Here is a 14011-nt window from a genome sequence, read left to right as displayed (position 1 = left end):
AATGGCTAAATGCAAGAGGTTGATGTCTTCAAGGCGATCGCCAATGAACGCAGGCTGCAGATCCTCGACTGGCTGAAGGATCCGCAGGCGCATTTCCCGGCCCAGGCAGACGGCGATCTGGTCGAGGACGGCGTTTGCGCGCTGCTGATCGCGGAGAAGCTCGGCATTACGCAGGCGACGCTCTCCGAACATATGCGCGTGCTTACCCAGGCCGGCCTGCTGCGGCCCAAGCGCATCAAGCAATGGACGTTCTACCGCCGCGACGAGGACAGGATCGCCGACACAAGGATGCTCATCCAAAACCGGCTGTAGCGCAGCCGCCGTGGCGGCTCCTATGCAAGCCAGTCGGGCACCGAATCCAGGCCGATAAGCTCGTCATAGGTCTGGCGCCGGCGTACGACATGGAAACGGTCGCCGTCGACCAGAACCTCAGGCACAAGTAGGCGGGTGTTGTAGGTGCCGGATTGCACCGCGCCATAGGCGCCGGCGGTGGTGACGGCAATGAGGTCGCCAGACTTGAGCCGGGGCAGGTCACGGTCGAGGCCGAGATAGTCGCCGGTCTCGCAGACCGGGCCGACGACGTCGACCCCCATGCGCGGCGTGTCGGCCGGCGGCTGCACCACCGGCTTGATGTCGTGGAAGGCATCGTAGAGCGTCGGCCGGATCAGATCGTTCATGGCGGCGTCGACGACGAGGAAGTTCTTGGCGTCGCCTTCCTTCACGAAGATCACTTCCGAGACCAGGATGCCGGCATTGCCAACGATCAGCCGGCCCGGCTCGAACATCACCTTCACTCCAAGCTTTGTCAGATGCTTCCTGACGATCTCGGCATAGGCATCGGGCAGAGGCGGCGGGCTGTTGTCGGTGCGGTAGGGGATGCCGAGGCCGCCGCCGAGATCGACATGCTCGACGGCGTGGCCATCGGCGCGTAGCGCGCCGACCAGTTCCGCCAGAAGCGCGAAAGCATCGTCAAAGGGCTGCAACTCGGTGATCTGGCTGCCGATATGGGTATCGATGCCGATGGGCTTGGTGCCCGGCAGCCCGGCCGCGCGGGCATAGACCTGGCGCGCCCGTTGCCAGGGAATGCCGAACTTGTTCTCGGCCTTGCCGGTGGAGATCTTCCTGTGCGTCCTGGCGTCGACATCCGGGTTGATGCGCAGCGACACCGGCGCCACCTTGCCGAGCGCGGTGGCGCGGGCCGACAGCAATTCAAGCTCCGGCTCGGATTCGACATTGAAGCAGAGAATGCCGGCCTCGAGCGCGAAATCCATCTCGCGCGCGGTCTTGCCGACACCGGAAAACACGATCTTGTTGGCCGGGATTCCGGCGGCGAGCGCGCGGCGCATTTCGCCTTCCGAGACGGTATCGGCGCCGGCGCCGAGCTTTGCCAGCGTCCGCAGCACCGCCTGGTTGGAATTCGCCTTCAAGGCGTAACAGACCAGCGTGTCGAGCCCGGCAAAGGCCCCGGCGAACACCCGGTAGTGTCTGGTCAAGGTTGCCGTCGAATAACAATAGAACGGCGTGCCGACGCTTGCGGCGATGTCTGGTATCGCCACGTCCTCGGCATGGAGCACGCCGTCGCGGTAATCGAAATGGTTCACGAGAGTGTTTCCGGAAGTTGGAGCACGAGACCTGGTTAGCACGAGACCTGGCCAGAAAGACCAAGCCGGTCTCATCGGCTCTAGATCAGCGGGTCGAGGATGAACTTCTTGTCCACGACCGGTTTTTCCGGCTCCGGCGGCACCGGCTGTTTGGCGCGCTCGGCGTCCTTGCGGGCCTGGACGGCCGCTTCATAGGGCGTGTCGAGACCGGCCTTACGGCCGCAAGCGGTCACGGCAGCTATCGCCGTAAGCAGCGTCAGCGTCACCAAAATCCTGCTTGCGGTCATCGATCCATCCGTCCGAAACTTTATGTGCTGCGCTTTTAACCGAGTTTTAGGCGCATTGCACCCCGGCATCATGCCTTGGCGATGCGCTTTTTCCAGCTGCGGATCTGCTTCCTGACCTCCGACGGCGCCGTGCCGCCGAAACTGGTGCGGCTCTTCACCGAATTCTGCACCGCCAGAACCGAGAAGATGTCTGCCGTGATGCCGGGGTTGATCGACTGCAGATCTTCCAGCGACAGCTTTTCAAGGCTCACCTTCTTCTCTTCGGCCACCGCCACCGCGCGACCGGTGACATGGTGTGCCTCACGGAAGGGCAGGCCCAGCGTACGCACCAGCCAGTCGGCGAGGTCGGTCGCGGTCGCGTGGCCCGAGCCGGCGGCCTTCTTCATGGCGGCCGCATTGACCGTCATGTCGCGCACCATGCCGGTCATCGCCGCCAGCATCAGATCGAGCGTCTCGGCGGCGTCGAAGACCGATTCCTTGTCTTCCTGCATGTCCTTGCCGTAGGTCAGCGGCATGCCCTTCATCACGGTCAGCAGCCCGACGAGATGGCCGGTGACGCGGCCGGTCTTGCCGCGCACCAGTTCGGCGGCGTCCGGGTTCTTCTTCTGCGGCATGATCGAGGAGCCGGTGGAGAAACTGTCCGACAGTCTGACAAAGCCGAATTGCGGCGTCGACCAGATGATGATTTCTTCGGCGAGCCGCGACAGATGCGTGGCGGAGATCGCCACCAGGCTCAAAAACTCCAGCGCGAAATCGCGGTCGGAGACGCTGTCCAACGAATTGCGCATCGGCTCGCGGAAGCCGAGCGCCTTGGCGGTCTTGTGGCGATCGATCGGAAAACTGGTGCCGGCAAGCGCTGCCGCGCCGAGCGGGCTTTCATCCATCCGCTCGATGGCGTCGCGGACGCGCGACAGGTCGCGCGAAAACATCTCGACATAGGCCATGCAATGGTGGCCGAAGGTCACCGGCTGCGCCGCCTGCATGTGGGTGAAGCCGGGCATCACGGTCGCCGCATGCTCCTCGGCGCGATCGAGCAAGGCTGAGATCAGCCCCTTCAGCGCCTCGGCGACGCGAAAGCACTCGTCCTTGACCCAGAGCCGGAGATCCACCGCCACCTGGTCGTTGCGTGACCGCGCCGTGTGCAGGCGGCCGGCGGCCGGGCCGATCAGATCGGCAAGGCGGGCCTCGATGTTCATGTGAATGTCTTCCAGCCGGGTCGAGAACTCGAACGTGCCGGCCTCGATCTCTTTCAGGATCGTGTTCAGCCCGTGAGCGATTTTTTCTTGATCGGCCTCCGAAATAATGCCCGTTTCAGCCAACATCTCGCTGTGGGCGATCGAACCTCTTATGTCTTGGGCATAGAGTTTGCGGTCGAACGAAATCGACGCGTTGATCGCTTCCATGATCGCGGCCGGACCCGAGGCAAAACGTCCGCCCCACATCTGGTTGCTGGCCTTCTTGTCGCTCATCGCTATAACCCGTGCTCCGGAGCAGTCTTAGAAAATGGCAGACGGTAACAGATACTTCCCGGCCCCGCGCCTGATCCTCGCCGCTTTGCTGGCGGGCGTGCTGGCCGGCGCGGTCGCGGTATATGTCAGCGAGAGCGGGTCTGGCAACAACGCAGCCACCGGCAGCGCACCTGCGGCCGGCGCGGGCAACAGCAAGGACGATGTCGCCTGCGCCGCCAAGAGCGACCGCGCCAAAAAGGTTGCCGCCGCAGCCACCGGCCAGGTGGCGGCATTGCTGCCCGCCGATCCGCCGCAATCGCTGAAAAGCCTCGCCTTCAACGGCCCAGACGGCAAGCCGATGACGATCGCCGATCATGTCGGCAAGACCGTGCTGCTCAACTTGTGGGCGACGTGGTGCGCGCCCTGCCGCGCCGAAATGCCGGCGCTCGATACGCTGCAGAAGGAAAAGGGCAGCGATGCCTTCGAAGTGGTCGCGGTCAATGTCGATGCCGGCGACGATGTGAAGCCGAAGAAGTTCCTCGCCGATATCGGCATCGGGTCGCTCGGCTACTACCGCGATTCGACGCTGGCGCTGTTCAACGACGTCAAGACGCGTGGCTTGGCGCTAGGCCTCCCCGTCACCATGCTGATCGATGGCGAAGGCTGCCTGGTCGCGCATATGAACGGACCGGCGGAATGGTCGGGACCGGATGCCAAGCGCCTGGTCGAGGCCGCACTCGCCCCTTAGGATGAGCGCAGGGCCGCCGCCGGCGGCAGCATCAAGATGCTGCCGCCGCGTTGTTTGACGCTGGCGTCCTCTTGTGCCGCCGGCGCCGCGACGCCGGTCAGTTCGCTGAACGCCTCGATCGGGCTCGGCCGGCCTAGATAGTAGCCCTGGCCGATCTCGCAGGCCTCGGCGTCGAGGAATTTCAGCTCGCCCAGCGTCTCGACGCCCTCGGCCAAAACCGGCAGGCCGAGACCGCGGCCAAGCCCCAGAACGGCGCGCACGATGGCTGCCACCTGGCCGTTGCTGTCGACTGATTTGATGAATGAGCCGTCGATCTTGATCTTGTCGAAGGGGAAGGCGCGGAGATTGGACAGCGAGGAGTAGCCGGTTCCGAAATCGTCCATCGCCACACGCACGCCAAGCGCCTTCACCTGGCGCAAGGTCGCCAGCGCGCGCGGCATGTCCTTGACCAGCGCCGTTTCGGTGATCTCGAGTTCGAGCCTGCCGGGCGTCAGGCCGGAGCCGAGCAGGACTTCATGCACCTTGCGGCTGAAATTCGGATTGTGGAGCTGCACCGCCGAGACATTGACCGCGACGGTGAGAGGGTTCTTCCAGCGCGCAGCCTCGGCGCAGGCCGTCGCCAGCACCCATTCGCCGATCTGGATGATGACGCCGCTGTCTTCGGCCACCGGGATGAAGGTCGCCGGCGACACGTCGCCGCGCTGCGGATGGCGCCAGCGGATCAGCGCTTCGAACCCGACCATCCGCCCGCTGCTGATCTCCTTTTGTGGCTGGTAGACGAGGCGAAACTCATCGCGCGCCATGGCCTGGCGCAGTTCGTGCTCCATCACGCGCCGGTCTCGCGCCTCGGCGCCCATCGAGGCCTCGAAGTAACGGTAGGTGTCCTTGCCCTCGGCCTTGGCGCGGTAGAGCGCGGTGTCGGCGTGGCTGACCAGGAGTGTCGGCTCATCGGCGTCGAGCGGATAAAGTGCAATGCCGATGCTGGCCGACACCAGCCCGCCACCGACCGACAGCCGGTTTTCCTCGCGCATGGCCGCCAGCACCGCCTCGGCGATGCGGCCGGCCGCCTGCGGATCGGGAAGGTTTGGAGCGATGATGGCGAACTCGTCGCCGCCGAGACGCGCCAGCATCTGTCCGTGGCGGAGCACGGCGGAGGCGCATAGCGCCACCTTCTGCAGCATGGCATCGCCGGCGCCATGCCCGAACAGGTCGTTCACTTCCTTGAAGCGGTCGAGGTCGAGCAGCAGCAGCGCAAGATGCCCGCCCTTGCCGCCGCGGTCCATTGCGGCAATTTCGGCCTCGAGCCGGCCGGAGAAACTGCGGCGGTTGGGGAGCCCGGTCAGCGGGTCGAAATGGGCGAGGCGCAGTATCTCCTGCTCGGCCTTCCTGCGTTCGCGGATGTCGCGCACGGCGACCACGCTGTGCCGCTTGCCGCAATAGTCGATGCTCCTGGCGATAAGTTCGACGGGGATGGTGGCGCCGTCATGGGCTCTGAGCTCCGCTTCCTGTGCCTGTCCGCTGCAGTCGGACATGCCGGCCGCGGTGCGTTCGCCGAAGAGGTCGCCAAGCAGCATCGCGTTCAGCACTTCCGGCGCAATGCCAGTTAGCGCGGCGATGCTGTCATTGGCGCTGACGATGCGGGCGCCGTCGCATACGATCAGGCCCTCGACGGCGGCGTTGGCGAGGCCGTGCATGCGCTCGGCCTCGATCTTGTGACGACGGAAGCGCAGGTCGATCCACAATGCTGCGGCTGAAAGCACCAGGATAGCCATGCTGACTGCAGCGGCGGCGAAGGCCTGCGACACCGGTTCGACCGTGAACTGCGATATCTCGATGGAGGAGTCCGGGAAGATCGACACCGCGCCCATCGCGATGAAGTGCAGGCTGCAGATCGCCAGCGTCAACAGGATGGCGGCGGCGATTGTGGCCTGCATGGACGGCCGTCGCAACACGACCAGCAGCGCCAGCGCGGCGAGGGTGACGCCTGTCAGCACCGAGACGCCGACCAGCAGCGGGTTCCAGACGATGCGCCCTTCGACCTCGAAGGCGGCCATGCCGATATAGTGCATGGCGGCGATACCGGCACCGAGGACCGCGCCGCCGACCAGAGGGTAGTCGATGCCCCGGCGCAAGGTGGCGATCCACATGCCCGCGGCGGTCAGGGCGACGGAACCGGCGAGCGAAAGCGCCGACATTTCCGTATTGTAGGCGTTGGGGATTCCGGGAGAAAAGGCAAGCATTGCGATGAAATGCGTCGCCCAGATACCGAAGCCGGTGGAAGTGGCTGCTATCATCAGCCAGGTATAGCGGTTGCGCTCGCTCGAGCGGTCGACATGGCGAAGCAGGTTGACCGCCGAGAAGGAAGAAATACCGCAAATGAGCGCTGCCAGTGCGACCAGTCTCAGATCGTGCTCATGCACGATACAATTATAGACCGTCAGCATCTCGCCCCACCTGCTCTCCCACAGCAATCAAGCCGTCCACTTGATTAGTATGTCGCGCTTGACGAAGAATCGGTTATGCGAGCTACAACTACAGCGGGTTTTTCGGGTTGTACCTTGCGGCGATCCTGTCTCATTCCAGACAGGGTCACAGCAGCGCTTGGCGCGATGCCGCTCTACCATCTCGATCTGGCCGAGCGCCGGTATGGCGGCCGCATGGTACAGGTGCGTGGCGCTGTCACGGGGGCCCTTCATGCATCGCCGGCGGTCGGCGATCGTCGCAGGCCCACCGCGCCCATGTATCGCTGAGCCGGCTTGGCATTTCTCTCTGTCCTCGTTGCAGAGCGAGGGGGCGCGAAGTTAGCCGGGTATGAAATTCACGAAACAGCAACAAATCCGTTGTCCGATTGTCATCAGCGACACATATTGCCTTTGCGGGAGTGCCCCTTTCGCCAATGACAAACGGGAGATGAAACATGAAGTTGTTCGGCTTTGCGGCCGGTGTTGCCGCCACCTTGACCCTGCTTTCCACCACCTCCGCCTTCGCCGCCACCCAGATCAGTTGGTGGCATGCCATGACCGGCGCGAATGCCGAGGTGGTCGACAAGATCGCCAAGGATTTCAATGCCAGCCAGAGCGACTATGAAATTCTCCCTGTTTTCAAGGGCACCTATCCCGAAACGCTGAATGCCGGCATCGCTGCCTATCGTGCGGGGCAAGCGCCCGACATCATCCAGGTGTTCGACGTGGGTACCGGCGTCATGATGGCAGCCGAAGGTGCGATCAAACCGGTGGCCGATGTGCTGACCAGCGCCGGCGTGACCTTCGACAAGAGCCAGTATTTGCCCGGCATCGTCGGTTACTATTCGAAGCCGGACGGGACCATGCTGTCCTTCCCCTATAATTCCTCGTCGCCCATCCTCTACTACAACAAGGATATTTTCCAGAAGGCCGGGCTTGATGTGAACAACCCGCCAAAGACTTGGAACGAGGTGTGGGAAGCCGCCAAGAAGATCAAGGCGAGCGGCGCCGCTTCCTGCGGCTATACCTCGACGTGGTTGACCTGGATCCACCTTGAGGCCTTCGCTGCCTGGAACGACGTTTCCTATGGCACCAACCAGAACGGACTTGCCGGAACCGACGTCGAGCTCAAGATCAATGCGCCGATCTTCGTCAATCATTTCCAGGCGCTCGCCGACCTGGCCAAGGATGGCACCTTCAAATATGGCGGCCGTACCTCCGAAGCCAAGCAGATCTTTCTTGCCGGCGAATGCGGCATCTTCACCGAATCGTCGGGGGGTCTCGGTGACATCGTCAAGTCGGGCATGAACTACGGCATCGGCCAGCTTCCCTATGATAGTGACGCCAAGGGCGCGCCCCAGAACACCACGCCGGGCGGCGCCAGCCTGTGGGTGTTCGGCAACAAATCGGACGAGGAATACAAGGGCGTCGCGGCGTTCTTCTCCTACCTCTCCAAGACCGAAGTGCAGGAGTACCTGCATCAGAAGTCGGGTTATCTGCCGGTGACGCTCGCTGCCTATGAGGCGACCAAGAAGTCCGGCTTCTATGACAAGAACCCGGGCCGTGAGACGCCGATCCTGCAGATGCTGGGCAAGGCGCCGACCGAGAACTCGAAGGGCGTGCGCCTCGTCAACCTGCCGCAGGTGCGCGACATCGAGAACGAGGAGTTCGAGAAGATGCTGGCCGGCCAGCAGACTGCGCAGCAGGCGCTCGACAACGCGGTCGCACGCGGCAACAAGGCGATTCAGGAAGCGATCGGAAACTGAAGCGATTTGTCAGTTGAACCTCGTCCACGCGGACCCGCGTGGACGATTTCCTGAATAGCGAGGGAATCACCCTGTCTCCACGCGTCGTCTTTCCCAACAAGACCCTGCCTTACCTGCTGGTGGCGCCGCAACTCGCCATTACGCTGATCTTTTTCTACTGGCCGACCGGGCAGGCGCTCTACCAGTCGATGCTCAGGGAAGACCCGTTCGGGCTGAAGAGCAAGTTCGTCGGGCTCGCCAATTTTCGCAAGGTGCTGGCCGACCCGGCCTACCTCAACTCGATCAAAGTTACGCTGGTGTTCTCTCTGGCGACCGCGATCGTCGCCATGGGTGTGGCCCTGTTGCTTGCCGTCATGGCCGAGAAGGTGGTGCGCGGCAAAGGCCTCTATCGCACGCTGCTGATCTGGCCGTATGCGGTGGCGCCGGCGATTGCCGGCATGTTGTGGCTGTTTCTGTTCAACCCCTCGATCGGTTCGCTGGCCTACGCCTTGAGAGGTCTCGGCATCGCCTGGGATCCCTTGCTTAACGGCAACCAAGCCATGATCCTGCTGGTGTCTGCGGCTGCCTGGAAGCAGATCAGCTACAATTTCCTGTTCTTCGTCGCCGGGCTGCAGGCAGTGCCGAAGACGTTGATAGAGGCGGCGGCCATGGACGGCGCCGGGGAGACGAAGCGCTTCTGGACCATCGTTTTCCCGCTGCTCGCGCCGACGACCTTCTTCCTGCTGGTCGTCAACACGGTCTATGCGCTGTTCGAGACTTTCGGTATCGTCCATGCGGTCACCGGCGGCGGGCCGGGCAAGGCCACCGAGACGCTGGTCTACAAGGTCTACAATGACGGTTTCGTCAATTTGATCCTCGGCGATTCGGCCGCGCAGTCGGTCATCCTGATGGTCATCGTCATCTCACTCACGGCCATCCAGTTCCGCTATGTGGAACGCAAAGTCCACTACGGTTGAGCGCGAGCGATGATTGGTCAGTCCCCGCTTCGCGCCCTCATCGCCCACGCCGTGCTCATCCTGGGCATCCTGATCGTCGCTTTCCCGATCTACTACACCTTCGTTGCCTCCACGCAGACGCTGCAGACCATCCTCAAGCCGCCATTGCCTCTTTTGCCCGGCGACCAGGTCTGGAACAATTACAGCGAGGCGCTGTTCGGCGGTGTCGGCCGCATCGGCGGCGTCAGTGTCGGCCGATTGCTGCTCAACACCACGATCATGGCGCTCGGCATCGCGGTGGGGAAGATTTTCATCTCGATCCTTTCGGCCTATGCGATCGTGTTCTTCCGTTTTCCGCTTCGGATGGTCTTCTTCTGGCTGATCTTCATCACGCTGATGCTTCCCGTCGAGGTGCGCATCCTGCCGACCTACAAGGTGATGGTCGATCTCGGCATGATCGACACCTATGCCGGCCTGATCATTCCGCTGATCGCCTCGGCCACCGCCACGCTTCTGTTTCGCCAGTTCTTCATGACCATTCCAGGTGAGTTGGTGGAAGCGGCGCGTGTCGACGGCGCCGGACCATGGCGCTTCTTTTTCGACATCCTGTTGCCGCTGTCGCGCACCAACATCGCGGCGCTGTTCGTCATCCTCTTCATTTATGGCTGGACGCAGTATCTGTGGCCGCTGCTCGTCACCAACAGCAACGACATGAACACCATCGTCATCGCCCTTAGAAAGATGGTTTCCTTCGCCGATGCCGATACGCAATGGCATCTGGTCATGGTCACCGCGATGCTGGCCATCCTGCCGCCGATCCTGATCGTGGTGCTGATGCAACGCTGGTTCGTGCGCGGACTTGTCGATTCCGAAAAGTGAGAAGCCGATGGCGACCGTCGATCTGAAGGATGTGAAGAAGGTCTATCCCAGCGGCGTCGAGGCGGTGAGGGGTGTCTCCATCGCCATTCCCGACAAGGAGCTTTGCGTGCTGGTTGGGCCGTCCGGCTGCGGCAAGTCCACGCTGCTGCGGATGATCGCCGGGCTTGAGACCATTTCTTCCGGCACCGTCGCCATCGACGGCAAGATCGTCAACACGATCGGTCCGACCGAGCGCGACATCGCCATGGTGTTCCAGAACTATGCGCTCTATCCGCATATGAAGGTCTACGACAACATGGCCTACGGGTTGCGCAACCGGGGTACTCCCAAGGACGAGATCGACAGCAGGGTTCGCTCGACCGCCAAGGTCCTGGAACTCACGGCGCTGCTCGACCGGCGCCCACGCGAGCTTTCCGGCGGCCAGCGCCAGCGCGTGGCCATGGGTCGCGCAATCGTGCGCAATCCGAAAGTCTTTCTGTTCGACGAACCGCTTTCCAACCTGGACGCCAAACTGCGCGGCCAGATGCGGGTCGAAATCAAGAATTTGCAGCGCTCGCTCGGTGTCACCTCGGTCTACGTCACCCATGACCAGCTCGAGGCGATGACGCTGGCCGATATTCTCGTCGTCATGAATGGCGGATTGGTCGAGCAGACGGGCGCGCCGCTCGACATCTACGAGAAGCCAGCCTCGACCTTCGTCGCTTCCTTCATCGGCGCACCGCCGATGAACCTTCTGCCTCTTTCGCAAGGACCGGCTGGTCCGGCGCTGACCGACGGCAAGACGGTTGACTTCGCGCCTACGAACGCCGCCACGCTTGGCTTCCGCCCTGAGGATGCCGACGTCACCTTCAGTGCCGAGGCATCATCCGGCGCGCTTATTCTGCCTGCGGCGGTCGAGGCGGTCGAACCTGTGGGAGCCGAAAGCTTTCTTCACTGTGCCGCCGGCGGCAACCGCATCGTCGTGCGTGTGGCCGGCCGCGCCACGGCCAAACCCGGCGATCAACTGCGCGTCGTGGCCAGGGCCGAGAAGCTGCATTGGTTCGACAAGGCTGGGAAACGAGTCGATTGACGCAGCCGCTCGCGCCAATCCGACGCATCGGCAGTTCAGGCGAAGACATGCGCCTTGCCGGAAACTGTCAGACGCACGATCTCGCCGACGGCAGGTGCGTCGATTCCCGGCTTGCGTAAGGTCAGCGGTGTGCTGCCGATCGCCGCGGCGTCCGGCGGGTCGGGGTTGTTCAACAGCCGCACGGCAATGGTGCACATCGAGCCTGCGAATTCCGAGTCCGTCACCTCGGCGAATATCGTGCCCGCAGGACCCGACATGCCTTCGCGCGACGTGCGCTTTACCTGCACCTGCTCCGGTCGCAGCATGATGCGGGCGATGTCGCGCCGCTCCTTCGAGTCGACGGCTATGCGACCAAGCGAGGAGGTGGCGAAGCCGCCTGAAATCTTTGCCGGCAAGATGATGGCGTCGCCAAGAAACTCGGCAACCATGCGGTCTTTCGGCTGCAGATAGAGTTCTCGCGGTGTGCCGATCTGAGAGAACTTTCCGTCGCGCATGACCGCCACCTGGCTGGCGAAGGACAGCGCCTCGGCCTGGTCGTGGGTGACCAGGATGGTGGTGATGCCGGCCGCTTCGAGCAGTTCGGCCACGGCCTTGCGCATCGAGGCGCGCAGCCCCGTGTCGAGCGCCGAGAACGGCTCGTCGAGCAACATCAGCCTGGGCTTCATCGCCATGGCGCGCGCCAGCGCCACACGCTGCTGCTGGCCGCCGGAAAGCTGATGCGGACGGCGTTTGAGGATCGCCTTGTCGAGCCCAACGGTATAGGCGAGCTCGGCGATGCGCTCGGCGCGCTGGTCCTCGCCGCGGGCCATGCCAAAGCCGATATTGTCGCCGATGCTGAGATGCGGGAACAGGGCGCCATCCTGCGCCACCAGGCCGATGCCGCGGCGGTGCGCCGGCACCGCATGGCCGCCATTGGCCAGCACCTCGCCGTCGAGCACGACGCGGCCCTGGTCGGGCGCCTCGAAGCCGGCGATCAGCCGCAGCAACGTCGTCTTGCCGCAGCCGGACGGGCCGACGATCGCGGTGCGACTGCCGCTTGCGGCGCTGAGCTCGATGCCGGCAAGGGCTGCGACCGGGCCGTAGTGCTTGGTGAGGCCACTGATTTCGAGAAAGCTCATCGCCCGGCCATCCGTTTCGACTGGACATAGAGCAGCCAGGTCAGCGGCAGCGACATCGCCACCATGATGAAGGCGTAAGGGGCGGCGGAGGCATAGTCGATCTCGCCGCTATAGGACCAGAACGCCATGGCCAGCGTGCGCGTGCCGTTGGGCGCCAGCATCTGGGTGGCGGTCAGCTCGTTCATGATGCCGAGCGCGACCAGCGCCATGCCGGCCGCAGCCCCCGGCGCCGACAGGCGAATCGTTGTCGACCAAAGCGCCTTCAGCGGCGGCCGGCCAAGGCTGGCGGCGGCGCGTTCGAGCTCGACCGGCGCCTGTGCGATCGAGGCTCTGAGGCTGATCAAGGCGCGCGGCAGGAACATCAGGGCATAGGCGACCAGGATTGTGAACAGCGTCTGGTAGAGCGGCATGGCGATGCGCACGGTAATGGTGACCAAGGCCAGCGCGATGACCACGCCGGGCAGCGAACCGACAATGTAGTTGCAGCCTTCGAGCAGCCGCTGCAGCGGTCCCGGCGCGCGGATCGAGATCCAGGCCATCGGCATGGCGGCGATGGTCGCAAGCAAGGCGCCGGCCAGCGCCAGGAACAGCGTCTGGCCAAGCGCCAGGCCGATCTCGTCCAAACGCCAGACATCGGCGCCGCCGGCGACCAGCCAGCGGCCGATGGTGACGAAGGGCACGCCGATGGCGAGAAGCGTGGCGATGGCAGGCAGAGCCAGGCAGGGCAGGGTGGCGCGACCGAGCCTGGTGCGCTGCTGGCGGCGCGCGGCACCCGAGCCTACGCGGGCATAGCGCTCTTCGCCGCGCACCAGCACCTCCAGCGCGAGCAGCACGAAGCAGCAAGTCACCAGGACGCCGGCCAGCATGTTGGCGGCGGGACCGTTGAAGGTCGACTGGAACTGGTCGACGATCGCCGTGGTGAAAGTGTCGAAGCGGATGAAGACGTAGAGGCCGTATTCGGCCAGCAGATGCAGGCCGACCAGCAGCGCGCCGCCGCAAATGGCCAGTCTCAGCTGCGGCAGCACGACACGCCAAAACACCCGCCATGGTCCAAGGCCGAGTGCTGCGGCTGCGTCCTCCAAAGCAGGATCGAGCCGGCGCAGAGCCGCCGCCAGCGGCAGATAGAGGAACGGGAAATAGGCGAGAACCGAGACCAGCACGCCGGCCCACAGGCCGTGCAAGGTCGGCACCATGGTGATCCACGCGTAGGAATGCACGAAGGCGGGGATGGCGAGCGGCGCCACCGACAGCCAGGCCCACAGGCGGGCGCCGGGCAGGTCGCTGCGCTCGGTCAGCCATGCCAGCGTCACCGACAGCACGGTGGCGATCGGCACGGTGAGCGCCACCAGAAGCACGGTGTTGACCAGAAGTTCGCCGACGCGCGGCCGGAAGACCAGGGCCGAAGCAGTGTCCCAGCCGATCTGCACACCGATCCAGATGATGAACGCCAGCGGCAGCAGCGACAGCAGCGAGACAATTATGGCGGCAAGCGCGATCCAGGACATGGGCTTCCGGCGGGACCGCCCGACTGTCTGGCCTGAACGTGCGAGATCGACCGCAGTTTGCATCAGCTCGACCGCGCCACTGCCGCCGGGGCGGGGGCGCCGCAGGCGCGGCCGGAAACGCAATATGTCGTCATGGACGAAGCCATCCCGAAAATAGAGCGCTCCTGCGGAAAGCCTCGCAGGAGCGCAAACG

Annotated in this window: 12 protein-coding genes; 6 read left to right on the top strand and 6 right to left on the bottom strand. The window is 63.9% G+C overall.

Translation table 11 applies throughout. From position 1 onward, the window contains the following. Positions 1-9: 9 nt before the first annotated feature. Positions 10-312, top strand: a complete 303-nt coding sequence (locus tag AC3CCE_RS08520; RefSeq protein ID WP_023694025.1) for an ArsR/SmtB family transcription factor — start codon at positions 10-12, stop codon at positions 310-312. A gap of 20 nt (positions 313-332) precedes the next feature. Here the strand turns inward: AC3CCE_RS08520 and lysA are convergent, their stop codons facing one another. From lysA to argH, 3 genes are all read right to left on the bottom strand, one after another. Continuing rightward, complete coding sequence (gene lysA / locus AC3CCE_RS08515) at positions 333-1601, bottom strand: diaminopimelate decarboxylase (RefSeq protein ID WP_352511813.1); 1269 nt, start codon at positions 1599-1601, stop codon at positions 333-335. An 80-nt stretch (positions 1602-1681) separates the two neighbouring features. Beyond that, entirely contained in the window at positions 1682-1888 is a 207-nt protein-coding gene (locus AC3CCE_RS08510) for a hypothetical protein (protein WP_023743996.1), read from the bottom strand. 68 nt (positions 1889-1956) lie between these two features. Further along, entirely contained in the window at positions 1957-3357 is a 1401-nt protein-coding gene (gene argH / locus AC3CCE_RS08505; RefSeq protein ID WP_352623520.1) for an argininosuccinate lyase, read from the bottom strand. Positions 3358-3391: 34 nt separating this feature from the next. Here argH and tlpA point away from each other — a divergent pair, with 34 nt between their 5' ends. Continuing rightward, entirely contained in the window at positions 3392-4084 is a 693-nt protein-coding gene (gene tlpA / locus AC3CCE_RS08500; RefSeq protein WP_352623518.1) for a thiol:disulfide interchange protein TlpA, read from the top strand. Here the strand turns inward: tlpA and AC3CCE_RS08495 are convergent. After that, positions 4081-6528 carry a bifunctional diguanylate cyclase/phosphodiesterase gene (locus AC3CCE_RS08495; RefSeq protein ID WP_352623516.1) on the bottom strand — a complete coding sequence of 816 codons (2448 nt, stop codon included), beginning with the start codon at positions 6526-6528 and terminating at the stop codon, positions 4081-4083. The genes tlpA and AC3CCE_RS08495 overlap by 4 nt on opposite strands. A 473-nt stretch (positions 6529-7001) precedes the next feature. Here AC3CCE_RS08495 and ugpB point away from each other — a divergent pair, with 473 nt between their 5' ends. The 4 genes from ugpB (at position 7002) to AC3CCE_RS08475 (ending at position 11195) form a co-directional block, all read left to right on the top strand. Then, complete coding sequence (ugpB, locus tag AC3CCE_RS08490; RefSeq protein ID WP_023743999.1) at positions 7002-8312, top strand: sn-glycerol-3-phosphate ABC transporter substrate-binding protein UgpB; 1311 nt, start codon at positions 7002-7004, stop codon at positions 8310-8312. A gap of 71 nt (positions 8313-8383) precedes the next feature. Beyond that, positions 8384-9268, top strand: coding sequence for a sn-glycerol-3-phosphate ABC transporter permease UgpA (ugpA, locus tag AC3CCE_RS08485; protein WP_352498166.1), 885 nt, complete (start codon positions 8384-8386; stop codon positions 9266-9268). A 9-nt stretch (positions 9269-9277) separates the two neighbouring features. Then, positions 9278-10126: a sn-glycerol-3-phosphate ABC transporter permease UgpE gene (gene ugpE, locus AC3CCE_RS08480; RefSeq protein WP_023698704.1), complete on the top strand. Its 849-nt coding sequence runs from the start codon at positions 9278-9280 to the stop codon at positions 10124-10126. Positions 10127-10133: 7 nt separating this feature from the next. After that, positions 10134-11195 carry a sn-glycerol-3-phosphate import ATP-binding protein UgpC gene (locus AC3CCE_RS08475; protein ID WP_352623514.1) on the top strand — a complete coding sequence of 354 codons (1062 nt, stop codon included), beginning with the start codon at positions 10134-10136 and terminating at the stop codon, positions 11193-11195. 35 nt (positions 11196-11230) lie between these two features. On the opposite strand, the gene AC3CCE_RS08470 is transcribed toward AC3CCE_RS08475, so the two are convergent. Both AC3CCE_RS08470 and AC3CCE_RS08465 read right to left on the bottom strand, forming a co-directional pair. Continuing rightward, positions 11231-12313, bottom strand: coding sequence for an ABC transporter ATP-binding protein (locus AC3CCE_RS08470; protein ID WP_023686694.1), 1083 nt, complete (start codon positions 12311-12313; stop codon positions 11231-11233). Further along, positions 12310-13881, bottom strand: coding sequence for an ABC transporter permease (locus AC3CCE_RS08465; RefSeq protein WP_023737454.1), 1572 nt, complete (start codon positions 13879-13881; stop codon positions 12310-12312). The genes AC3CCE_RS08470 and AC3CCE_RS08465 overlap by 4 nt, the downstream gene beginning before the upstream one ends. Positions 13882-14011: the final 130 nt, after the last annotated feature.

It is taken from the genome of Mesorhizobium sp. P160187 (assembly GCF_057766425.1).
Note: the sequence above shows the minus strand (reverse complement) of the source record. Positions and strands in the feature narration are given on the sequence as shown.

Coding starts and splice junctions, on each gene's coding strand:
- tlpA (WP_352623518.1), top strand. CDS start 3,392: ATGGCAGACGGTAACAGATACTTCCCGGCCCCGCGCCTGATCCTCGCC.
- AC3CCE_RS08475 (WP_352623514.1), top strand. CDS start 10,134: ATGGCGACCGTCGATCTGAAGGATGTGAAGAAGGTCTATCCCAGCGGC.
- AC3CCE_RS08495 (WP_352623516.1), bottom strand. CDS start 6,528: ATGCTGACGGTCTATAATTGTATCGTGCATGAGCACGATCTGAGACTG.
- AC3CCE_RS08510 (WP_023743996.1), bottom strand. CDS start 1,888: ATGACCGCAAGCAGGATTTTGGTGACGCTGACGCTGCTTACGGCGATA.
- ugpE (WP_023698704.1), top strand. CDS start 9,278: ATGATTGGTCAGTCCCCGCTTCGCGCCCTCATCGCCCACGCCGTGCTC.
- ugpB (WP_023743999.1), top strand. CDS start 7,002: ATGAAGTTGTTCGGCTTTGCGGCCGGTGTTGCCGCCACCTTGACCCTG.
- AC3CCE_RS08470 (WP_023686694.1), bottom strand. CDS start 12,313: ATGAGCTTTCTCGAAATCAGTGGCCTCACCAAGCACTACGGCCCGGTC.
- AC3CCE_RS08520 (WP_023694025.1), top strand. CDS start 10: ATGCAAGAGGTTGATGTCTTCAAGGCGATCGCCAATGAACGCAGGCTG.
- argH (WP_352623520.1), bottom strand. CDS start 3,357: ATGAGCGACAAGAAGGCCAGCAACCAGATGTGGGGCGGACGTTTTGCC.
- AC3CCE_RS08465 (WP_023737454.1), bottom strand. CDS start 13,881: ATGCAAACTGCGGTCGATCTCGCACGTTCAGGCCAGACAGTCGGGCGG.